This window comes from Vibrio sp. V38_P2S17PM301 (assembly GCF_009904845.1).
Taxonomy (GTDB): Bacteria; Pseudomonadota; Gammaproteobacteria; order Enterobacterales; family Vibrionaceae; genus Vibrio; species Vibrio proteolyticus.
On sequence record NZ_WXWO01000054.1, the window covers coordinates 36,393 to 58,912 of the forward strand.

Below are 22,520 nucleotides of genomic sequence, written 5' to 3' on the forward strand. Positions count from 1 at the left end.
ACGTTACGCGGTAGATAAAGCTTCCTGTTCAGGCTCGTTTTCGTAGGAGCCACATACCATGACCTGATTACGACCGTTTTGTTTCGCGCGGTATAGTTCGACATCTGCCGCAATCAGCACATCTTCTAATGTTAATTCGGCTGCACATTCGCATACGCCGATGCTGGCCGTTAACTGAATACTGTAGCCAGAAACATGAAATGTATGGTTGGCAAACTTCTTGCGCAGGTACTCGGCTATATGCACGGCTTTGTCCACGTCAACGTTGTTCAGGGTGATACAGAATTCCTCGCCACCGATGCGGTAGGCGTTATGGTTGGGCAGTAAATCCCGTAGCAGGTTGGCCGCCTGAATTAACACTTTGTCGCCTGTGTTATGACCGTACTGGTCGTTCACTTTTTTGAAGTAATCCAGATCGAGAATAAGAACAGATAAGGACGTGCTGCTTAAAACCTTACGCTGATTCTCAAAATGGTGGAGTAGGGCATGACGATTAAAAATGCCTGTCAATGCATCGCGTGCTGCCATACGTTCTAAAGACTGCTCTGAGAATTTACGACGCACTTCGTAGATGTGGGACAAAATCCATAAGCTGAGATACACCCCGCTCAGGTTCATGAGCATGCGATAGTCTATTACGTGATTGACCTGATGGATTTTGAGTGAAATCACCAAGGTTTGAATCAGCAACACGCAGCCGGTACTCAGTAACCCATAACGTCGACCTAATAAAAGATAATTGATTACCGGGAATAAACAGGTCCATACGACCAGAGCGGATGAAAACACGCTAATGTATGTACCGACGGCAACAATCAGTACCAGAAAGTAAATGTAGGCCACCGACACTGCAATACGAACCTTACCTTGTCTGGCACGCCAATAGACGTAAACAGAAACCAGAAAATAGGCGAATTCAAGCCCACTCAGTAAGTAAGACTGATTAAAGTACGCATTAAACAACGCGAAAAAGAGAGAGACCGACGCAAGAAATGCGCTCAGGCACGACAGCACGGCGGCTCGTAGCTCGTGAGAAGGGTTAAAAACGTCTGATTCCATGACGAATTATCCTTAGCGCCTGGTGATTGTGGGATGGTATGAATATTCCTCCATACTAATGAAACCGAATTCATTATCAATTTTGATGTTTGAATAAGTGATCTTGATATCGCTTCTAAGTATCCATGTAAATGCTGTTAAACCTGTCATTAAATAGTGACATCGGTTAAGCGCCTGAGATTAAAATGGATAAACTTTCAACAAAGTGGTGATATGTCGGCCAAACAGTTCAAATTACTGGAAATTACGCTTGCACCTTTAAATAACAGCCGTTAATATCCTCCTCGTTCTCAGGGAATGCGTCCGTAGCTCAGTTGGTTAGAGCACCACCTTGACATGGTGGGGGTCGGTAGTTCGAGTCTACTCGGACGCACCATTCCTGATAACGATCAATATATTTTGCGTCTGTAGCTCAGTTGGTTAGAGCACCACCTTGACATGGTGGGGGTCGGTGGTTCGAGTCCACTCAGACGCACCAAATTCCAAAACAAAGCCCGCTTATACAGCGGGCTTTGTTGTATTTGGACTTTTCATTACAGGGTAAATCAGGCCTAAGTAACGGTTTGCTTTGAATTGTCGATACGAAAAAAATCCGGGCATCTGCCCGGATTTGAATTAGCCAAATGATGTTGTTATTTTTATTTGCTGCTTAACGCACGATCATCTGTTCACGGCCAGGGCCAACAGACACCATTTTCACTGGCACACCCATCAGTTCTTCAATGCGCAGTACGTATTTTTGTGCCGCAACTGGTAGGTCTTCAAATTTACGACAAGCAGTGATGTCTTCGCTCCAGCTTTCCATCTGTTCGTAAACCGGAGACAGGGCTGCCGTTTGAGGCCAGATTGGGTTTTCGCTGTGTTCGCCATTGTAAGCCACACAGATTTTCAGATCTTTCAGCCCGGTCAGGCAATCGACCTTAGTCAGCGCAATTTCTGTGGCTGCTTGAAGTTCAACACCGTTCTTGGTCGCAACAGCATCAAAATACCCCATGTCACGAGGTCGACCGGTCGTTGCTCCAAACTCATTCGCCGCTTCGCGGAACGCGTCTTGTTCTTCCATCGCCGTGATCAGAGTACCAGTACCAACGGAAGAGCTGAATGCTTTCGCCACTGCAATCACTCGCTCCGGACGCAGGGCCGGTAGGCCACTGCCGATCCCTGCGTACATGGAAACCACGTTAGATGATGTCGTCCAAGGGTATTCGCCATACGTCAGGTCACGTCCAGCACCCAACTGAGCTTCAAATAGCAGATTTTGGTTGTCTTGTTGCAGTGCTTTCAACGGTAAGCTGACATTACAGATAGCATCACGCCAAGGTGTGGATACGTCCAGTAACCACTGAGCCATCTCTTCTGCTGTTTGTTCAAATTGAAAGTCTGGGTACAGGGCGCGCATTTGCGGCAGTTTCCAGTCGAGCATAAATTGTAAACGTTCGATCAGGACTTCGGGCTGTTTTAGCCAGCCCACCAGAATGCCTTTCTTCATAACGCGATCGCCGTACGCCGGAGCAATACCCTGGCGGGTTGAGCCATAGGCACGATCCGCCAGACGCTGTTCTTCCAGCGTGTCTTCCATAGCATGCAGCGGGAGACACAAGGTAGCGCGGTCTGAAATGCTCAGATTGATTTTTACGCCTGCAGACTCAACTTCTTCCAGCTCTTTCGACAGTGCTTCAGGGCTGATGACCATACCAGGACCGAGTACGGCCAGACAATCGGGATTAAATACGCCGCTTGGCAGTTGGTGTAGTTTGAACGTACCAAGGTCGTTCACCACGGTGTGACCAGCATTGTTGCCTCCTTGGAAGCGAATGCTTGCCGAAGCCTGTTCAGCCAGAAAATCCACGATGCGGCCTTTGCCTTCATCACCCCAGTTAGCACCAACAACAACGATAGACGACATAAGTAATCCTCCAAAAATTAGACGGTCAAATCTTATGCCTCTCGATGTGATAAGAGAAATTAATTATACTGATTAACCCAATAAGAATTTCATATCAACAGAGGGCGGATCATGTTGGACCTGAATTGGCTCAGAACCTTTGTCACATTGGCTGAAGTGAAACACTTTGGCAAAACGGCCACGATACTGCACATGACGCAGCCTAATGTCAGCCTCCATATCAAACAATTGGAAGGAGCAACCCGGGCAAAACTAATAGAGCGAAATCCGGTGCAATTGACGCAAGCGGGTATTCGGTTATTGGACACAGCTCAGAATATGTTGAAAGCGTTGCAAATATGTCAGTCGGACCTCAATGCCATCAACGAACTGACTCAGGGAACACTGTCGATTGCAGCCAGTGACATTGTTTCCCGGTTGCTGCTGATTCACCCATTCCAGAAATTTAAACAGCAGTATCCGGGGATTGATCTGACTCTGTTTAACACAACGTCATCGCAAGCGGTTGATTTAGTTAAGAGTGCACGGGCCGATGTCGGCTTTGTTATCGCTCAGAAGGAAAGCCAGCCACTGCATTTCACGCCGCTAATGCAGATTCAGTGGTGTGCATTTGGAGACAATATCCTCGAGTGGCACGGGGAGGGGGATGAGCTGCCGACTCTCATTTTATTAGGGCACGATACCCGAACCCGAGAGTTGATTGATGCTTCGTTACCTGCGCTGACGTTACCGCGTCACAGAGTGATGGAGGTAGGCAGTGTCGAGGCGCAAATCGACTGGGCGGAAGCTGGGTTTGGTACAGCGATTGTGCCGGACTTTTCGTTGCACTCTAAGCTCAGCTTGTCCCGTTCGGTTACGCCGTTGCCGGGTTTTCCTGCCACCAATTTTGGCTATATCGTGCGGCAGAATCAGGTGTTATCGAAAGCGGTAAAACAGTTATTGACCTGGGTCGCCAGAGAGTGCGAATAAAAAGGCCGGGCAATGAGCCCGGCTTTTTCGTTATTCAAACATCAGGATGATATAGACAAAGAATAGGATCAGGTGTGTGGCACCATTGAGTGAGTTGGTCCGACCGCTGCTGAAGCTGACGCTGGCCATCAGTAGGGTAATGGCCAATAAAACCATTTCAGCCGGAGCCAACCCAAGGTGGATAGGCTCATTCATCACCGAAGAAATCAACAGCACCGCGGGTACGGTGAGAGAAATCGTGGCCAGCACCGAACCGAAGAACAGATTCATAGCACGCTGCAATTGGTTACTCAAGGCTGCCTTAACAGCACCCACGCCTTCAGGAGCCAGAATCAACAGGGCAATCACCAGGCCACCGAGCGCAGGAGGGGCACCAAAACGGCTGATGGTGTCGTCGATAGGCACAGCCAGGCTTTTTGCCAGTAAGATCACCACCAACAGATACGCAATCAGAAGAATTGAATGATAAAGGTTGGAGCCCATCGGGCCGTGGAACTCGTGTTCATCCTGGTGGTCGCCATCAATGAAAAAATGTGTATGGCTGCGAGTCTGAATAAACAAAAATACGGCATATAATGCCACGGAAGCAAAAACCAGCACGGCTGTCATGTTGGTAGTCAAAGAGCCCTGATCATCTGAGGAGGTAAAACTCGGCATGACAAGACACAGCAAAGCCAATGGGATGATCGCAACCAGATAAGCTTTTAACCCGTCAATATTGTATGACTGAGTATGGTATTTCAAACCACCGATCAGCAGCGTCAGACCCACCAAGCCGTTCAGAACCGCCATGATTACGGCGAACATCGTATCCCGTGCCATAACGGGGTTCGCATCGCCCGTGAGCATGACCGAAGAAATCATCACCACTTCGAGCGAAATCACCGAAAGTGTCAGGATCAAGGTGCCATATGGGTCACCGAGCTTGATCGCCAGTGCATCCGAATGGCGTACAACAGCAAAGATGGCGGTTAATACGATCGCGAACAGAATGATGGTTGTCAAAATACCCGTGGCTGTGCTGAGCCCACTGCTGAGTAGAGATTCACCGCCTAATTTAAAGAATGCAACAGCGATGATACCGAGAAACAGAATAAATTCGTCGGTAAGGAATTTGATCATTGAGGGAATCCTCTGGTTATGATTTTTACGCGAGCCAACCGACATAAAAGGCGGCCACTATGTGCATAAGGTTAAGTATGACGTTTCTGGTGAGACAGAAAAAGCGTCATTCATAACTTTCAGCAATATTTTTTTCGTAAATATAAGAAATTACGTGTTTAGCTGAAGGTTTTGCTCATAGGGTATTCGTGTGCGTAAAACAGATTGCCATCTTTCCAACCGGCTATACGGATTCGTGACGACGATACTTTACCAAGCCAGTGATGGCGAAACTCGCACAATGGGATCGTTTGTCTGGCCAATCGGTAGATGGAGGCCGACTGAAATTCGTTCACGAGTTGATAAGCAGGAACACTGCCGCAAGTGGCAGTGCCATCTGCCGAGCTCAGAGAGTAGTGACCCAGCCATCGAAACAGTGGCGGCACGGATGATCGTGTCAGTGTGCTTTCTTCGTCAGATTGCTCAGCGTGAGCGTCAAAAAAGAGTGCATCAGGCTCTTGTGCAGTAGCACACAAGCCTGTATCGAAGGCTTGAACACGCGACAAATCATCGGCCAAAAAGGACGACGCGCTTGCCAGTTGGGCAAACAGTGAGATCAGCAGTAAGAGACTCAGTCGAAGGATGTGATGGCGCAATTTGTGTGATCTGTGTCGTATTTTGTTGGGCCTATTATATCGGCGAATGTCGACGGGGAAATGGATAATTGTCGTCGTTCTGTTACAAACTATTACTTGGTCTCACGAGGTGAGAAAGTTTCTCTCCATAAGCGAGGAGACACGGATATTTTTTGTCTTTTTATCGTTTTGTTCGGCAGAAGTGTCGAGCGTATAACAAATGAAAACTCATTTTTGTACAAGATGTTACAAACAAACTAGAGTGTTATCGACAAAACCTCCGTACGACAGGGAATGGAATATGCAGAATAAATGCAAGACGGTGTTACATGGCAATAAGCGCATTTCACCGGCTGAGATGTTCGAAAGAATGGCTGAGTGGTGCCGCGAAAATAATGTTGAACACGACATCTACGGGCAAGGGGAGTTGATCCAGGCGTTTGAACAAAAGGTGGCTGATTTACTTGGGTTTGAAGCAGGGTTGTTCGTGATCACGGGAACCATGACTCAGCCGACAGCGTTACAGATTGCTTGTCAGGAGAAGCAATGTGCCAATGTTGCGATGCACCCGACCAGTCATGTTTATTTGCACGAACGTCAGGGCTATCAACTGCAACAACGTTTCAACGTATTGCCGGTCGGAGAACCTTACCAGCCATGGACTGTCGAGCATCTGGAAGCCATTACCGATCCGTTGGCTGCCGTACTGTATGAGTTACCAATGCGCGAAATCGGTGGTCAATTACCTGAATTTGAACACTTACAAGCTGTAAAAGACTACTGCGCAAACCATAACTTCCATCTGCATATGGATGGGGCCAGAGTGTGGGAAGCGGCGGCGTGGTATCAAAAAAGTTATCAGGAAGTTGCGCAAGGTTTCCACTCTGCGTACGTGTCTATGTACAAAGGTGTGAACGGATTAGGCGGTGCAATGCTTTTGGGTGACAAATCCTTTATCCGTCAGGCTGATACTTGGATGAAGCGACAAGGTGGGAATGTTTGGCATCGGACGCCTTACGTCGTGGCAGCGATGATGCAGTTTGATGAGCGGATTGCTGCGATGCCCGCTCTGTTTGAGCGCACGAAGCAGTTGTACACACAATTTGGAGAGTTTCCGCTGTTTACGCTCAATCCGACAGCGCCACAGTCCAATATGCTTCACATCTATTTGCCTTTGAGTGAGTCGCAAGCCAAAGTATTAAGAGATGAACTGGCTGAGGAGCACAGTATCTGGATAGGGAATCCACAACAAGCAGCGTTGCCAGAGCAGAGTTTTCTGGAATGGTATGTCGGAGACTTGCTGCTCAATATGGAAGATGAGTTGTTGCATCAAACATTGCGGACGATACATAGCGCGATAGCAGCGAAATTAACTCCGTAGGAGAGTCGGAGATGTTGATGCTACAAACCGATCGTTTGTTGTTACGACCTGTGCAGCGAGAAGACATGGACGTATACCGCCAGATCCTGTCGTGCCCCCAATTGACGCGGTTTCTGCCCAAAGGAAAGCCCTATACGGAATCAGAAATCAGTCAGCATGTCGTGAACCGGGTTGATCATTGGCGACGCCATGAGTTTGGCAGTTTTGTGATTTTGGATAATACGGACGCGCAGCGTAAACTTGGTTATGTCGGGGTTGAAGAAAGTCCTCAACCTGGTTGTTTTGATATTCGTTATGCTTTGGTTCGTGATGCGTTAGGGCTGGGGTTAGCCCTGGAGGCCGCTCAGTCGGTTGTACAGTTTATTTTTTCTCATAACAAACTTAAGCGAATCTACGGTGTCTCGCTGGTCGACAACCAGCCTTCCTTAGCCGTGTTACGAAAATTGGCCATGAAACCTGCCCGGAACGTCGACCTTTATGGCGATCGAAGTTTGATCACCTTGGTACTAGAGCAACCGGAGAGATAAGTGAAGAGGTGGAAACGATGAGTTATATCGCAACAGCTTTAGTGTTATTCGTCGCGCTGGAACACGCCTACATTCTGATTTTGGAGATGTTTCTCTGGCAGTCACCCAAAACACGTAAAGTGTTTGCGACCAGTGAAGAATTTGCAGCATCCACCAAAGTGCTGGCCGCCAATCAGGGGCTCTACAACGGCTTTCTCTGTGCGGGTTTGATTTGGGGACTTACGTATCCGGATACCGAAGTCGGCACCAGCATTCAGATGTTTTTCCTATCTTGCGTTATTTGCGCTGCCATATTTGGAGGTTTGAGCGCAAATACTAGAATATTATTCGTTCAAGGAGGGCCTGCTGTCCTGGCCGTATTGGCAACTATGTTTAGTTAATCACGTGATAATGGTGACTCAACTCATATTTCCGAGGTGCGAATAACAATAATTTTCAAACAACATTGTAGCTGTTGCATAATTTCGTTAGTCTGCTCACTCTTTCAATTCCCCCTAACACAGCGCTTGCCTTAGTCACGCAGCGCTGTGTTTCTTTCCTGCACAAGGATGTGTTAAGGATTGAAAGCCCACTTGAGGGCATTCCTTCTGCTTCTTTTATACGAGTTGCCTGAATAACATCACACCGAAGCAAAACGCTTTGTATACATGGAGTGTACCTAATCATGGCGTTTACCCGTGTCTTACGTTGCGGACAAAGCGGCTTGGCTAATGCTGACAAACTCCCATCCTAAGTATGAGTAAGGAAATGACTGACATCGTTCTGGACAAGGCGGTAAACAGCTCTCTGTACAGATAATGGATCCCAGGCGAAAAAATCAACTTTATTTTAGTGCGCTTGTTTCCATTTTTTTACTGTCAATTCACTTGATAGTCGATAGGTTGATCCTAGCTTATTTAGTGCTATCGCTATAGATTCAGGTGCATTCCGATGACATACAAATACGTCAACTCTCCTTACGATATTGTGTACAAAATCATACCGCCGCTCGATACATCATTGGGCCATCAGGATGTGCCTGCTGAAGAGCTTGAGATGCGTGAAATCCTTGAACAGTGGTACTTCGAAGGTCTTCTCCCGGTACTCAACAACCACAACCAGGCAAGTGAGCTGCGATTACACCGTCGGCTAAAGAAATTCAACCGCATAGTGATGCTATTGTTAAAAAATGACTTCTACGGCTCGGCCGCGAAACGGATCGTGTCGCAATGGCCTGAAGAAAGTTTCAGTACCCGCTATATTCGTTATTTAATCGAACAAAGCGAAGTCAATATCCCCGCTTATTACACTCGCCACTAAAACTGAAATGACAGCCCCAGCGTAAACAGGTTCACATCTTCTTGAGACGAACTTGTCGGTGGCGCAGTAAACGACCCATTTCTGTTTACCCGCTTTGCATCGATATATTGCCATTCGGCGTTCACCGCCAAATGCTGATTCAACGTATAGCGTAACCCGAGTAAATAAGATTCGCTGTCGCGGTCCCGGCGTTGTTGTGAGTAGGTTACATAGGGTGTCAGGCTCTGCCAGTGATAATCGAGGCTCACGTACCAATTCGCATATAAATCTCGACTTAACAAGCCTTCTGAGAGAAGCCGTACTGGCCCCCAATACTGTTCAATCCCGACGGAGAAAATGTCAAAGGTCTCTTTGGATTGTTCTGTTACCGTCTGATCGCTTGAGGGGATTGTCATTATGGCCGTTTGCTTCGCTTCAGATCTGAGGTAGGACACGTTGACCGTGCTGTCATCAAAATAAAGTTGAAGCGACAATCCCGCTGTGTAATCAGAATCCAACTTAAGTTGACCACCCACGATCCCAAAGGTCCCCTGATCTGACAGGCCATAATGCGCAGTAACAGAGGTGGTGACTTGATCGCTTAACCAACCGTTCCAAGTAAAGCTAATGCCATCGTAAGAGGTAATACCTAATGTGGCGTCATATACATCCTGTGGTGGCCGGAACCAAGGATAGGCGTAGGAAACGTAGTAGTATTCCGACATCAAAAACAAAGGTAACCTCAGACGACCAACCTTTATGGTCAATGCATTGACTTCATAGGCTGCATAAACCCACTCCCATTCAGGATCAGAATAATGATCCTGGGGACGTTTCGCGAGTTGGAATGACGTTCTGAGCGCCGGAGATATCCGCCAGTCAAGCTGTAGCCCTAGGGTTGAATCACAGTCATAGCACCAGTCATCCGTAATTTCGCGATTACGAAACAAAGGCGTGGTGTTGTCTGATTTAGCGGCAGAAACACTGCCAAATCCGCCGAGTATCACAGTGTCGCTGAGTGGGTGAGCCGCTAAAACGCAGGGAGAGAACAGCAGTGCCACGAGGCTGGAGATGTTTTTCATAGCGTCACTCCGATTCTAATGTGTACAGCACATTAAGGGATTCTGGGACAACAGCAAAATCAAAATAGGCAATGCCATTGGGATGGTTGAACAACCAGCTGAGAACCGCCTGTTCGCTGTACTCAGATAGCTGAATCGGAGGCTGTACTTTGCCTGAAAAGGCCAGGCTGGCCCACTGGGTGTACATTTGAGTAGGTGATTTCCTCAATAGTTGTCGGTAAAAATGGATTCGTGTTGGGGAGTCCACCGGGAGATCGCAAAGAACCACTTTTTGGTTCTGTACTCGGGTGACTTTGCCACGATAAAGCATCTTCGTTTGATGTTTAGTCAGCTCTGGCCACTGTGTATTAGCAGACACTACGTAGATTGTCTTTGCCTCGGTCGCCATGGAGCAAAGTATTCCGAGTGAAAGAAGCAGTATTTTTAACCACAACATCTGGTTGATCATCAACTTATACATCACAGGACGGATCAAAACAGTTCGACTTCGCCTTCGTGCATGTCTGACTGCAATGTGGAACCATGTTTGTCTACTGACGAGTGTTGCTTTAATTCACTTAGTTGATGGATCAATGTGTCGGTATCGGATTGGCCTTGCAGGTACTGTTCGACGAAAGTTCGAGAATGGTTTAACTGCACCAGACTCAACGCTATGTGTTCGTTTTGCTGCGATACGATGTCAGAAAACTGCAGGGAACGCACGCCGACGTTAACCAGTTCATTGACGCGTTTCGCGTTATGTTGCAATTGCTCGACTTGTTCATCGACCTGAGCATAGGCGGATTCAACACCTTTGAGCATGGTGTCGACTTGTGTTTTTGATTCTTCAGCGGCTGAGATGTCAATCGCTGCCATTTCCTGGATGATTTCGCTCACATCACTAATGGTTTTCTGCGCAGTGGTGACTTGGCTCTGTATCTGATTGTTCAAAGAGCCCGCCTGATTAGAGAGGTTTCGTACCTCCTGCGCCACCACATCAAATCCGCGGCCTGCTTCTCCCGCTCGAGCCGCTTCTATTGCGGCATTTAGTGCCAGCAGGTTAGTTTGATCGGAAAGATCCCTGACTTGCTCAATGAGCCGGAACATCCCTGATAACTGTACTGACATGGTCTCCATGGATTGGCAGGCCATCTTACTCTGAGAGCGAATTTCTTCCAGGCTATGGACATAGCTGGCAATCACTTTTTCTGTCTGGGGGGCGACATTGCTCAGACTGAACTCTTGATTGTTGTCATTCAGCAATTTTCGCGTCAGTTCGGTGGCGCATGCGGTTTGCTGTTCACATGCTTGCTGCATATCAATAAAGCTTTGATTGAGATTTAACGAAGAATCCTGGATGACACTTAACTGATTGGTCAGGGAAGTGGACGCCTGAGTCAGGTCGTCGTTTGTGGCGTCATACACGGCTTGAAGTACCTGTTTTGTTGAAGCATCGTCTACGGTCATCACTGGCTCGTTACTGCGTTCGACGCGTATGACTAACCAACTGGACGCCATGATTCCAGTGATGATAACGGGAATGAAATACGCTGAATATTGAGTCAACCCTGCGTTTAGAACCAGCAAAACGATCACTGCCAGGTTCAATATCAGTACAGGCCGAAGATAGGAAGCTCTATCCATAGCACTTCTCCATAATTGTTTTCGGTATTTGTTGTAAAGGAAGAACTTCATGATGCGCGTTGAGTTCATAAGCGACTTTTGGCATTCCCCAGACAGTCGAGCTACGTTCATCCTGAACCAGGTTATAACTGTTTCGCTGTTTTAAGTTCAGCATGCCCTGGGCTCCGTCGTTGCCCATGCCAGTCAGCAAAATAGCTAATGTTTTCAAGCGAGGGAAACGTGCGATGGAATCAAACATGACGTCAACGGATGGCTTGTGCCGATTCACTTTTTCGCCATCATCCAGTTGTGAAAATAACTGACCACCACGAAATTCAACGCCCAAATGCTGATTACCAGGGGCAACATAGATATGGCCAGGTTTTAGCATCAAGCCGGAATCCGTGACTTCAATAGAGTTCAGACTCGTTACTTGTTTGAGACGTTTGGCAAACGCAGCACTGAAGGCTGGATTGATGTGCTGGGTAATGACGATTGGTGGCAAGTTATTGGGCAGTTGAGACAGGATATAGCGTATGGCTTCTGTGCCACCGGTTGACGCGCCAATGGCGATTAATTGCACTTGGCTTGCGTGACTGGATTTTTTCATCGGTGACTGAGCGGGGTCATGCAGGTTACCGCTGATGTTTGCCCGGGCCGCTGTAATCACCTTTTCAATCACCAATTGGCGATAATTCATTAATTCACTGAGAATTTCTTGGGTCGGTTTAGGGAAGTAGTCCACAGCCCCTAACTCAAGAGCTTCTAACGTCACTTGCTGACCATGTTGGGTCAGCGACGAAATCATCACCACCGGAAGCGGATGGAGACGCATCAGATTTTTCAGAAACTGCAGGCCATTCATGCGAGGCATTTCTATGTCCAGTGTTATCACATCGGGTTTGTGTTTTTTTATCTGCTCACGAGCCTGATACGGATCTTCCGCCGTTGCTACGACTTCGAGGCGTTTATCGGAATTAATGATTTCGCTTAGCAGTGAACGAAATAGGGCAGAATCATCAACGACAATAACTTTAAACACTTTCATCAGAATAACTCCACACGTTGTTGAGCAGCTTCTGTCACCAGTTCAGTATCAAGTTGCTGTTGATAATAACGTTCAAGTGCAACCGTTTGTTGCAGCAGTTCCATATCGATTTTCTTGATCAGTGCGCGACCCGTTTGAGGATCAAACACCAGTCGCCGGGCAACGCGTCCCCCAAGGTCGCGATTAATGACGGTTAATTGCTCAGTGTCGACAAACTCGCTGATGAAGGCTTTATTGCGCTCTCCTACACAATACCCGTTGCTACTGAACGTGCCGCCTCCAAACAATTTAAAAACCAAATCAGACTTCAAAGAGCCCATCTTGAGCATGCTGTTTATTAACAACTCCATCGCGTGCAAGCCATAACGTGATTCCACAGAGAGTTGCTCAGAGCGTTGCCAATGATCGACATGGGCGCAGTTTGGTAATAGAAAATGATTCAACCCACCAAAACGCAACCGGCTGTCCCAGACACAAACGCTGACACAAGAGCCCAGCCCGGTGAGGATCAGTTCGTTTTGCTTACTGCAATAAATTTCGCCTGGTGCGATCTTGACCACTTCTTTGCCAAACTCCGGACTGTAAAAGCGGGTGAACCCATCGCTGCCAGTGGACTGGCTGAAATGACCAGAGTGATAGCCAATAACTGAATCCATCAATCCTCACGTTTTCTGAAAATGGTCATGCCCTTGTGTTCGAATAGATGACTCAATTCGCCTAAACCTTCGGAGTGACCGATAATGAGGTATCCGCCTGGTTTCAGTTGGTCATAGAAGCGCTGAATCAGACTCTTCTGCGTTTGTTTGTCAAAGTAGATCATGACATTCCGGCACATGATGAGGTCAAGCTCTGCCTGGATAGGCCAAGGGCGTTGCAGATTGAGCTGATTGAAAACCACTTGCTGTGCGACTTCCGGTTTGACCTGGATATGACCGAGATTCTCGCCCCGACCTTTACGAAAGCAGCTTTTCAGATAACTCTCAGGGATAGAGTCCAGCGCTGACTCGCAATACACACCACGTTTTGCTCTCTCTAACACGTTGGTATCAAGGTCAGTCGCCAATATCCGAGCATCCTGAAATGACGCCGACGAGCCTTTTGAGCGCAAGTACACAATGAATAGGTGAATCAGGCAGGCCAGGGAATAGGGCTCTTCACCAGTAGAGCAGCCTGCTGACCAAATCCGTGTCTTGGGTTGTTGTGCCCACTTTGCCAACAAGTGCTGCTTGATAAAATCAAAATGATGTTGCTCACGGAAAAAGTGGGTTTTGTTGGTGGTCAGGGCATTGATGAGTTTTTCTTTTTCATCCTCAGATTGGCGCATTTTGCGCAGGTACGCAGCAACCGATTGGCAGCCACAGTAACGGAGGCGTTTAACCACACGGCCATACACCATTTGCCGTTTAATCGGTGATAAAGAGATCCCCGTCTCCTGATATAGGAATTGACGAATATAGTCGAAATCCTGATCTGTAAAGGAAAACTCGGTTTGCGGCTCCGTCGTAGTTGGTTTATTTGGAGAGCGCTTTTGCTCTCCAATCGGAGCCAGATCAATCTGCGCCATTAGAACTCTTCCCACTCGTCACCGTTAGACACACGGCTTTTGGCTTGTAAACTCTGCTTTTGTGCAGCCGGTACCGACGAGAGGCTGATGGTTTCGGCCGTCATGGGCACTGAACTGAGATTATTATCGGTGGCAAAGAAATTCATCAGTTTCAAAAGTTCGCCGGCTTCGTCTTTGAGCGACTGGCTTGCTGCGGATGCCTCTTCCACTAGTGCGGCGTTTTGCTGCGTCATTTCGTCCATCGTAACAATGGCTTTACTGATCTCTTCGATGCCGGTCGATTGCTCTTGGCTTGCCTGATTGATTTTGCTGATCAAATCGGTGACTTCAGTCACTGACGCGACAATCTCGTTTAACGTTTCACCCGATTCGTCTACCAGTCGAGTACCTTCTGATACTTTGTCTACGCTGTCTTTGATGAGCGCTTTGATCTCTTTGGCGGCACCAGCTGAGCGTTGGGCCAAATTGCGAACTTCACCAGCCACAACCGCAAACCCTTTACCTTGCTCTCCGGCGCGTGCAGCTTCGACTGCCGCGTTGAGCGCCAGCAGGTTGGTTTGGAATGCGATTTCATCAATCACACCGATAATGTCAGAGATCTTCTTGCTGGCATCGTTAATCTCAGCCATAGCAGACACTGCCTGACCGACAACTTGCCCCCCCTTGGTGGCCTTGCTGGTGGCATCGATAGCGAGATGATTCGCTCCCTCTGCGCTTTCTGCGTTCTGGCGAACGGTGGCCGTCATCTGTTCCATACTGGCTGCCGTCTCTTCGAGGCTGGAGGCCTGTGCCTCGGTTCGTTGACTCAAATCGTTGTTACCATCAGCAATTTCTGTGGATGCCGTTGCGACTCGGGCGGAAGAGGCGGTGATTTTCTCAACCATGTTTCGCAAGTTCTGAATTGATGCATTCACTGAGTTTGCGAGCTCTGCAAATTCACCTTGCATGTCATCGGACATGGTTTGCTTGAGGTCGCCGTCGGCGACTTTGGACATCACATCAATACACTGGCGGATAGGGTTCACGACGGCGTCTAATAGCCCGTTGACGCCTTCGCTTAACTGAGCCATGAAGCCTGAGTATTGGCTGCTGTCGATCCGAGACGCCAGCTCACCGCAAGAAGCATTGGCAATCAGTTTTTCGATTTGCTGCTGACCATCAACTTGTTCGGTGATATCAACCCACTGCAGCGCAGGGCCGATAAAGTTACCGGCAGGATCGCGCATGGCAATGCAAGTCAGAGTGAATTTCAGATCTCCAACAGTGATGTTGGAAGTAAATGGCAACCGATCCGGATTTGAGATAATTGAACGTTGATGCTCGGGACGTTTGTGGAATATATCAATGCTCTGTCCCACCAATTTATCCACCGCGAATCCCGGAAAGATCTCAGCTAACTGACTTTCCCGGCTCTTAAGCAGTTTGTGCAGTGACGGATTAAGGTAGGTGATGTTTCCATCCAGGTCAGACATCATTAGATTGGTTGTCATACCATCTACCGCGGAAGCCAGACGGCCGATTTCCAGTTCTTTTTTGCGCTCTTCTGTTACATTACGCCATTCGAGCGTCGAGCCTATGTATTCGCCGCTGCCGTTTACGATTGCCGCAACGTTAAGCTCTATTTTGATCTCGCCAACGGTAATATCGGTTGAAAATGGCAGATTGGAGGGATCGGCCAATAAACGACGTTGATGCTCAGGCTGTTTGTGGAACTGGTCGATACAACGACCGAGCAACCAGTTTTCTTCGGCAGTGAAATCGGGCCAGAATTTGCGGAATTCGGGCTGACACTCTTTAAACAGTTCCAGTGTCTGGCGGTTTACGTAAGTAATGATGAGATCACGGTCCACCATTACCATCGCTGTCTGAGCCTGATCGACAGAAGCTTGGAGCGTCGCGATTTCGTTTTCTTTCCGGCGTTCTTCGGTAACATCACGCCACTCAAGCGTCGATCCTATGTGTTGGCGGCTTTCGTCAAGCACCGCACCAACATTGAGTTCAATGATCAACTTACCGATGCGTATGTCTGTACGAAAGGGGAGGTTATTGGGATTCGACAAAATTGCGCGTTGATGAGAGGGGTCTTTGTGAAACTCATCAATACAACGACCGATCAGAAAGTCATAGCTCGCTTCAAAACCTGGCCAGACGGAACGGAATTCGGCTTCACATTGTTTGAGCAATTCGACGGAGGTTTCATTAACATAGTTAATCACGAGGTCACGATCGACCATCATCAACGCGGTCTGCGCGCTGTTCAGGGCAGAGGAGACTCGGTTCAGTTCCTGAGATTGTTGCTCCAGTTGCTGTTGGAGTTGTGCGTAGTCTTTTTTGACTTGTTCTAATTCACGGCTGTTAAAGAAACCCATTGCTGTATCCTCTAGCTGATTTTGTCGCTCAAGACTTGATCTAATTCCTGCAGATCAAAAAATTTTTCTAGTTTTACTAAGATGATGTGTTTGTTATTGATATTCGCGATGCCCTTAATGTAACGATATCTGGGGTGCTCACCGCCCAACGGTGGCGGTTGCACTTGTTCCTGAGTCAGTGGATAAACGTCTGCGACGGCATCGACGATAATGCCTAAACTGCTGCTGTTGAATTTGAGTAAAATCACCACCGTTAAATCGGAGATTTGACTGGGTTCGAAGCCGAATTTCTGCCGCAGGTCGATGATAGGGATGTACTCCCCGCGGAGCTCTAAGACTCCCAGTATGTAGCTGGGTGAGTTAGGCAATGCTCTAATGTGAGTCCAGCCTCGCACTTCTCTAACATCCAAGATATCAATCGCATACTCTTCCTCCTCAATCACAAAAGAGAGGTACTCTTTACTGTCATTGATCACAGAATCCCTCCTCGCTTTCTTCAGTCAGGTCCATTAGTGGACGTGTGCTGAGTATGGTTGCAAGCCCGTTTTTCTGACGAGTTATCCCTTCGATAAACCGTGATAGCGATGTAACACGCTGCAAAGGGGTGATCTCGTGCGCCATACACGTAATAACATCGGCAACACCATCCACCACGACGCCCACATGCTTTGTATCACCCTGTGAATTGGTGCCTTTGAGGACGATAATGACGGTGGTTGGCTGGTAGTCAGGCCGGATACGATGGAAGCGAATGCGCAAATCGAAAATCGGCACGATCATCCCGCGCAAATTGATAACGCCCATCACGAAATCTGCACTGTTCGGAATCAAAGTCGGAGTCTGCCAGACTCGAATCTCTTCAATGTCGCAAATATTAATGCCATACAACTCTTCGCCAATTAAGAAGCCGAGAAATTCGCGATAGGTTGTGCTCTGTGCATCGTCTGAACTGTTGTGGCTTATTTGTTGAGTATCGGTTAGCTCTCGCATGACACCCCCTCAATCACATGTGGTGCTTCATGCTCTGTCACTGACGACTTCATGCTGGTTGAAATCAAACTTTGAATGTCCAGAATCAGGGACACGGAACCGTCACCGAGTATGGTTGCACCAGAAATGCCATGCACTTTGCGAAAGTTGGATTCGAGAGATTTAATGACAACTTGCTGCTGGCCAAGCAAATCATCGAGTAACAGGCCGACTTTTTGTCCATTAGCTTCAACAAAGCACAATAAGCCGTCTTCGATTCGCTTGTTGGAACTCAGGCCAAATTCATGGTGTAACCGGACAATAGGCAAATTTTGATCCCGTAGCTGATACAGTTCCTGGCCGCCGGCTGCGATATTAATTTTTCCTTGTTCCACTTGAATGGATTCCACAATTGAAATCAAAGGAATCACGTAAATTTGCCCGCAGACGTTGACCAACTGACCATCAAGAATGGAGAGTGTGAGTGGAAGTGTTATCGTGAAACGGCTTCCGGCATCGATGTAAGATTCTACAGCGATAGCACCGCCGAGAGACTCGATGTTCTTTTTCACTACATCCATACCAACCCCGCGACCAGACAAATCTGAAACGACATCAGCAGTGGAAAAACCGGGCATAAAAATAAGCTGGAAAATCTGGTCGTCGCTCATTTCGTGTCGTTGGGTATGCGGGGGTAATAATCCTTTGTTAATTGCTTTGTCGAAAATTACCGAGGGGTTAATGCCTGCGCCATCATCCTGAATTTCGATCACGACATTGCCGCCCTGATGACTGGCTTTTAATGCCACACGACCTTGCGGACTTTTGCCTTTCTGCTTTCTTGCGTCGGGCGTTTCAACGCCATGGTCGACGGCATTACGGATCAGATGCACCAATGGGTCGGTAATTTTTTCCAGCACAGTTTTATCCAGCTCGGTGTTTTCACCTTCAATATCCAGTTGGATCTCTTTGCCGAGTTTGGGCGCCAGATCGCGAATCAAACGCGGGAAGCGGTTAAAGGCAAAGCTGACCGGAAGCATTCGTATGTTGAGTACGCTGTCTTGAATTTCACGAGTATTTTGCAGTAGCTGTTCGATACCGCTTTGTAACGGCTCAAGCTTACTCATGTCAAAGTCATGAGAGAGTTCGTTGATCATTGACTGGGTGATGACCAGCTCTCCGACCAGGTTAATAAGGTGGTCGACTTTTTCGATATCCACACGAATCGAAAAACCACTGCGCGGGCTCTGCGGAGCAGCAGGTTTGGAGACTTGTTGTGTTTCGGTAGTGGTGACTTCAATATGTTCTTCGTCTTGTGTGTGGCCGTGCAAAATGCGTTTGATACTGAGATCACATTCATCTTCGACCCACTCGAACACTTCTTTTATATCGGATTCGCTTACGCTCTCGTCAAGCTTAATTATCCAGGAAAGGAAACAAGACTGAGGTTCGAGCTGTGCGAAATCAGGGACTTCATTTATCTGACAGATGACGTTGCTTTCACTCGCGAGGCTGGTGAGCTCCTTTATAATTCGGGCCGGATCGTTACCGGAAAAAAACAGATCTTCATGAGGGGCGAAGTGTATTTCCCATTCACCGTGCTCTTGCAGTTCAGTGTTCTGCTTTTGAAGTTCACGGTTTTCGTCGCCGTCAAGCGTGCCCAGCGACTCACTTTTCAGCAGTGATTGAAGCTCTAGAGTCAGCTGGGCCATGTTTGAGAGATCAATTTCGGTGTCTGATTCGTAATTCGAAAGCATTTGTTCAGTGAAATCATTTGCTTTTAGCAGCAGATCAATACTGCCACGATCAAGCTTCCGCTTTTCGTTGCGAGCTTCATCTAACAGTGTTTCTACCAAATGTGTGAAGTCACTGATGTAGTGGTAATCAAAAGTCCCCGCACCGCCTTTTATCGAATGGGCGGCGCGAAATATAGTGTTGATTGTTTCTGCATCCGGGCTTTCACAGTCGAAAGCCAGTAGCTCTTGTTCAATAAGCTGGAGATTGTCGCGACACTCTTCTTGGAAAATGCCGCGTAATTGGTCCATGTCCAATGCCATACCACCACCTTACTCAAACCACGCGTTGAATGGTTTTAATCAACGTCTCGGGGTTGAAAGGTTTGACGATCCAACCGGTTGCGCCTGCCTGTTTGCCCTGAGACTTTTTCTCTGCACTGGTTTCTGTAGTTAGCATCAGAATCGGGATAAATTTGTGAATAGCCTGGCTTCTGACTTGTTTGACAAATTCCAAGCCGTCCATGTTGGGCATATTGATATCTGAAATGATGATGTCGTACTTAGCCTGTTTTGATTTGCTTAGCGCATCCACGCCATCAACCGCTGTTGTGACTTCGTGACCTGCATCCTGCAGAGTATGGCTGACCATCTGACGAATAGATTGTGAATCGTCCACAGCAAGAATTTTCATATCGAGTTCCTTTTGATAATCAAAAACAATTCTGTTTACTGGAAGAGAGTTGAATCCAACCCCAGCAATTTAGCGACTGTGCTTAACTCGTCTGATGGGCTTTTCCAATGAACTTCTGTTCCTTGTTGTTTCAAACCAAGTACATACGAGAGCAGTAACTGCATACCCGCTGTATCCACTTTGCACACTTCACTGGCGTCTAACTCCACCGCTTCCCCTTGAGTCAGCGATGTGGTGAGTTGCGCTTTAACTTGTTCAATATTGGCGATGTTTACTTCGCTTTGAAGGGTATAGTGCATAGGCCACCTCTGTTTTTTTAGCAGTATAGGATGCGATTTTTTGTTTCAACTTTTTTATTAATGTTTTTCTTGATAACTGAGATAGATAGCGTCAATTTGATGTGTTGTATTTGCAAAAAACACAACCTCACGCTTTATTTGGATGTTTACAGAACAGAAACCGAATAATACTTTGGTATAAAACGTGTCCATATACCTCGCATCTTTTGCCTATCGATAAAATTAATCGTTGAAAATACACCGTGTTTTCCTAACTTGCTTGTTGCATACCGAAGAATAAGGCTAGGGTAGGTACAGCATGGCGCAGATGGGTCAGTACCCGAATTCAACACAAGCATTGTGGTCCGTCGATTTAGAGAGCAAACAGGTCCTCGTTCACGATGCTTTGCACGAACGGACGCTGATCAAAAGCGGTGCGTTGCGTGACGTTTTAAAACCTATGTCAAAACGTACGCGGCGTAGTTTTTATGACTTTCTTAAAATCTGTATCGCTCAGGACAAAATGTATGTCACAAGTATTCTTTACAGCACCAAAGGTCTGCTATCAAAGGTGATACGAGTTTCGGGGTCGAAAGTCGCTGACGACGTTATTTCTGGCAATTTAGAAGTCATCTCCGAACTGCCCAAAATGATGCACACCTACCGATCAATAGACAGCATTCTGGATGATGACCGAAAGTCGGTGGTCATTGTTGATGAAGATTTCGATGTGTTGTTTGTTAACCAAACCTTTTTGAACTGTTTTGGACTGAGTGCTTCTCAATGTATCGGTAAACCTCTGACGGACAGCAGCTCAGGGATGGCAAACGAGGTATTTTTGCAACGTCTGAAAGCCGCACTCAAACACTCGGACCGATGGGTGGGGCGCATCGAGAATCAGACTCGCCAAGGCGAGTTTATGATGCAGGAACTTGATGTTAAGCGCGTTTCTATGAGCAGTACCCATTCGGTATTAATTGTGCGTTTCTTTAACTTGGAAGGTGTACACAATGAGCTTGGCAATGTTGAACCAGACTTTACCATGCAAGATATCGCCATCCCGGATGAACACGAATTCAGACGTCTAGCAAGTGAGTATGTATTAGACAATCAATACTATGTCTGTTTATGTATCCGACCCGATTTCAGTCAAATGTCGCGAGAAATGATGTCGAGTCGTTTGGCGATTGGCTTAAAAAACATCCCACAAGATTTGCTGTTGGGATATGCGCCTGGTGGGGTGTTTTATCTTTTATTCGACGTTCATCTCGATAATTTGAAGGAAGCGAGTGGGTTATCACGTTCAATACGCACTTTCAAACGAGCGCTAAAGCGATGTATTGACGACAGTGTTTATCGTGATGTGCGCAATGGTCATTTTGGTGTGGATATTTTTGGCCTGGATGAAACGCCAATAGAGAAAATCATTTCGCATGCTGAAAAAGCAATGGTGACACATGATCGGCGTGTGACTAACGTAAATTTTTACGATGAGCAACTTTACCGGCGAGCAATATATGTCAGGAACCTGGAACAAACGGTTATTGAAGCGATTCGGGCTCGTAGTTTGAAAGTGCATTATCAACCCATTGTGAACCTGAAAACGGGCCGGATTGATAAAGTAGAAGCGCTGTGTCGATTCGAAGAGATGAAAGGGGACTACAGCATTCAGGAGCTGATTCGAACTGCGGAAGAGTTAGGTTTGGTTCATACACTGGACAAGATCATTACTGAAAAAGCAGTCAAGGAGTTCTCGGAGTTCTACTTAAAAAGCCCAGAACCGATTGAATTAAGCGTGAATTGTTCTCTGGCAGATCAGGAACATGGCCTAAATTATCTGGCAGATTTACATCGGCTCATCGAGCTAAAACGAGAAAAGGGCATGCCAGTTACGATCGAGATTACCGAGAGTGCTTATTTTGACGGTTCTTTGGGGAATTCGGAATTGATTAATACGATCCGCCGATCAGGCATTCATATAGCGGTGGACGATTTTGGTACTGGCAGTTCCTCCTTTGCCTACTTTAATGACTTTTCTTTTGATGTATTGAAAATTGATCGTAAGTTTATTTCTGAGCTGCATCTGATCAAGCAGAAATTCTATGCCGTAAAAATGCTGACTGAATTATCGCATGCGTTGGGTATTAAAGTTGTCGCAGAAGGTGTTGAGAGTAAAGAAGAATTAGACCTGTTGCGCACGATTGATGTTGATTATGTACAGGGGTTCTACTTTTGTCGTCCAGTCGGAAAGGAATCGCTAATCGCTGTTAACGATGTCAATGAACTCTTGATTCATCGTGCTGACTAGGACTTTCGTTGTATTTT

Annotated in this window: 22 protein-coding genes and 2 tRNA genes; 8 read left to right on the top strand and 16 right to left on the bottom strand. The window is 47.1% G+C overall.

Going from position 1 to position 22,520, the window contains the following annotated elements:
• Positions 1 to 3: 3 nt before the first annotated feature.
• Positions 4 to 1,059 (bottom strand): GGDEF domain-containing protein, encoded by a 1,056-nt coding sequence (locus CAG64_RS12575; protein ID WP_161457938.1) that lies wholly within the window; start codon positions 1,057 to 1,059, stop codon positions 4 to 6.
• 299 nt (positions 1,060 to 1,358) lie between these two features.
• Between CAG64_RS12575 and CAG64_RS12580 the strand changes: the two genes are divergently transcribed.
• Together CAG64_RS12580 and CAG64_RS12585 are read left to right on the top strand one after the other, a co-directional pair.
• Positions 1,359 to 1,435: transfer RNA gene (locus CAG64_RS12580), tRNA-Val, on the top strand.
• A gap of 25 nt (positions 1,436 to 1,460) precedes the next feature.
• Positions 1,461 to 1,537, top strand: a tRNA-Val gene (locus CAG64_RS12585).
• A 171-nt stretch (positions 1,538 to 1,708) separates the two neighbouring features.
• On the opposite strand, the gene CAG64_RS12590 is transcribed toward CAG64_RS12585, so the two are convergent.
• The gene (locus tag CAG64_RS12590; protein ID WP_161448064.1) at positions 1,709 to 2,965 is read right to left on the bottom strand and encodes an adenylosuccinate synthase; all 1,257 of its coding nucleotides are present in this window, start codon (positions 2,963 to 2,965) and stop codon (positions 1,709 to 1,711) included.
• A 111-nt stretch (positions 2,966 to 3,076) separates the two neighbouring features.
• Here CAG64_RS12590 and CAG64_RS12595 point away from each other — a divergent pair, with 111 nt between their 5' ends.
• Positions 3,077 to 3,934, top strand: coding sequence for a LysR family transcriptional regulator (locus tag CAG64_RS12595; RefSeq protein ID WP_161457939.1), 858 nt, complete (start codon positions 3,077 to 3,079; stop codon positions 3,932 to 3,934).
• 30 nt (positions 3,935 to 3,964) lie between these two features.
• Here the strand turns inward: CAG64_RS12595 and CAG64_RS12600 are convergent, their stop codons facing one another.
• Entirely contained in the window at positions 3,965 to 5,056 is a 1,092-nt protein-coding gene (locus CAG64_RS12600) for a calcium:proton antiporter (RefSeq protein ID WP_021703364.1), read from the bottom strand.
• Positions 5,057 to 5,214: 158 nt separating this feature from the next.
• Entirely contained in the window at positions 5,215 to 5,691 is a 477-nt protein-coding gene (locus CAG64_RS12605) for a hypothetical protein (RefSeq protein ID WP_161457940.1), read from the bottom strand.
• A gap of 280 nt (positions 5,692 to 5,971) precedes the next feature.
• Between CAG64_RS12605 and CAG64_RS12610 the strand changes: the two genes are divergently transcribed.
• The 4 genes from CAG64_RS12610 to CAG64_RS12625 all read left to right on the top strand — a co-directional run bounded on the left by CAG64_RS12610 (position 5,972) and on the right by CAG64_RS12625 (position 8,877).
• Positions 5,972 to 7,051, top strand: coding sequence for a threonine aldolase family protein (locus tag CAG64_RS12610; RefSeq protein WP_021703363.1), 1,080 nt, complete (start codon positions 5,972 to 5,974; stop codon positions 7,049 to 7,051).
• Between the two features lie 11 nt (positions 7,052 to 7,062).
• Complete coding sequence (locus tag CAG64_RS12615; RefSeq protein WP_081693103.1) at positions 7,063 to 7,578, top strand: GNAT family N-acetyltransferase; 516 nt, start codon at positions 7,063 to 7,065, stop codon at positions 7,576 to 7,578.
• 17 nt (positions 7,579 to 7,595) lie between these two features.
• Positions 7,596 to 7,958, top strand: coding sequence for a DUF1304 domain-containing protein (locus tag CAG64_RS12620; RefSeq protein ID WP_161457941.1), 363 nt, complete (start codon positions 7,596 to 7,598; stop codon positions 7,956 to 7,958).
• Between the two features lie 550 nt (positions 7,959 to 8,508).
• The gene (locus CAG64_RS12625; RefSeq protein ID WP_161457942.1) at positions 8,509 to 8,877 is read left to right on the top strand and encodes a hypothetical protein; all 369 of its coding nucleotides are present in this window, start codon (positions 8,509 to 8,511) and stop codon (positions 8,875 to 8,877) included.
• Here the strand turns inward: CAG64_RS12625 and CAG64_RS12630 are convergent.
• From CAG64_RS12630 to CAG64_RS12685, 12 genes are read right to left on the bottom strand one after another with little or no spacing between them, the layout of a single operon-like run.
• Positions 8,874 to 9,938 (bottom strand): outer membrane beta-barrel protein, encoded by a 1,065-nt coding sequence (locus tag CAG64_RS12630; protein ID WP_161457943.1) that lies wholly within the window; start codon positions 9,936 to 9,938, stop codon positions 8,874 to 8,876. The genes CAG64_RS12625 and CAG64_RS12630 overlap by 4 nt on opposite strands.
• A 4-nt stretch (positions 9,939 to 9,942) precedes the next feature.
• Positions 9,943 to 10,386 (bottom strand): hypothetical protein, encoded by a 444-nt coding sequence (locus CAG64_RS12635; protein WP_161489148.1) that lies wholly within the window; start codon positions 10,384 to 10,386, stop codon positions 9,943 to 9,945.
• 23 nt (positions 10,387 to 10,409) lie between these two features.
• Positions 10,410 to 11,561, bottom strand: a complete 1,152-nt coding sequence (locus tag CAG64_RS12640) for a methyl-accepting chemotaxis protein (RefSeq protein WP_161457945.1) — start codon at positions 11,559 to 11,561, stop codon at positions 10,410 to 10,412.
• On the bottom strand, positions 11,554 to 12,588 hold the full coding sequence (locus CAG64_RS12645; RefSeq protein ID WP_161457946.1) for a protein-glutamate methylesterase/protein-glutamine glutaminase: 1,035 nt from the start codon (positions 12,586 to 12,588) through the stop codon (positions 11,554 to 11,556). The genes CAG64_RS12640 and CAG64_RS12645 overlap by 8 nt, the downstream gene beginning before the upstream one ends.
• Positions 12,588 to 13,244, bottom strand: coding sequence for a chemoreceptor glutamine deamidase CheD (locus CAG64_RS12650; RefSeq protein WP_021703355.1), 657 nt, complete (start codon positions 13,242 to 13,244; stop codon positions 12,588 to 12,590). Before CAG64_RS12650 ends, CAG64_RS12645 begins: the two co-directional genes overlap by 1 nt.
• Positions 13,244 to 14,152, bottom strand: coding sequence for a CheR family methyltransferase (locus CAG64_RS12655; RefSeq protein ID WP_161457947.1), 909 nt, complete (start codon positions 14,150 to 14,152; stop codon positions 13,244 to 13,246). The genes CAG64_RS12650 and CAG64_RS12655 overlap by 1 nt, the downstream gene beginning before the upstream one ends.
• Entirely contained in the window at positions 14,152 to 16,521 is a 2,370-nt protein-coding gene (gene aer2, locus CAG64_RS12660) for an aerotaxis transducer Aer2 (protein ID WP_021703353.1), read from the bottom strand. Before aer2 ends, CAG64_RS12655 begins: the two co-directional genes overlap by 1 nt.
• Positions 16,522 to 16,532: 11 nt before the next feature.
• A complete protein-coding gene (locus tag CAG64_RS12665; protein WP_021703352.1) occupies positions 16,533 to 16,997 on the bottom strand; it encodes a chemotaxis protein CheW in 465 nt (154 codons plus the stop codon).
• Positions 16,987 to 17,511 (bottom strand): chemotaxis protein CheW, encoded by a 525-nt coding sequence (locus tag CAG64_RS12670; RefSeq protein WP_161453041.1) that lies wholly within the window; start codon positions 17,509 to 17,511, stop codon positions 16,987 to 16,989. The genes CAG64_RS12665 and CAG64_RS12670 overlap by 11 nt, the downstream gene beginning before the upstream one ends.
• Positions 17,499 to 19,547, bottom strand: coding sequence for a chemotaxis protein CheA (locus tag CAG64_RS12675; protein WP_161457948.1), 2,049 nt, complete (start codon positions 19,545 to 19,547; stop codon positions 17,499 to 17,501). The genes CAG64_RS12670 and CAG64_RS12675 overlap by 13 nt, the downstream gene beginning before the upstream one ends.
• 13 nt (positions 19,548 to 19,560) lie before the next feature.
• Positions 19,561 to 19,917 carry a response regulator gene (locus CAG64_RS12680; RefSeq protein WP_161453044.1) on the bottom strand — a complete coding sequence of 119 codons (357 nt, stop codon included), beginning with the start codon at positions 19,915 to 19,917 and terminating at the stop codon, positions 19,561 to 19,563.
• A gap of 35 nt (positions 19,918 to 19,952) precedes the next feature.
• Positions 19,953 to 20,216, bottom strand: a complete 264-nt coding sequence (locus tag CAG64_RS12685; RefSeq protein ID WP_021703348.1) for an STAS domain-containing protein — start codon at positions 20,214 to 20,216, stop codon at positions 19,953 to 19,955.
• 298 nt (positions 20,217 to 20,514) lie between these two features.
• Between CAG64_RS12685 and CAG64_RS12690 the strand changes: the two genes are divergently transcribed.
• Positions 20,515 to 22,503 carry a sensor domain-containing phosphodiesterase gene (locus CAG64_RS12690; RefSeq protein ID WP_161457949.1) on the top strand — a complete coding sequence of 663 codons (1,989 nt, stop codon included), beginning with the start codon at positions 20,515 to 20,517 and terminating at the stop codon, positions 22,501 to 22,503.
• Positions 22,504 to 22,520 lie beyond the last annotated feature (17 nt).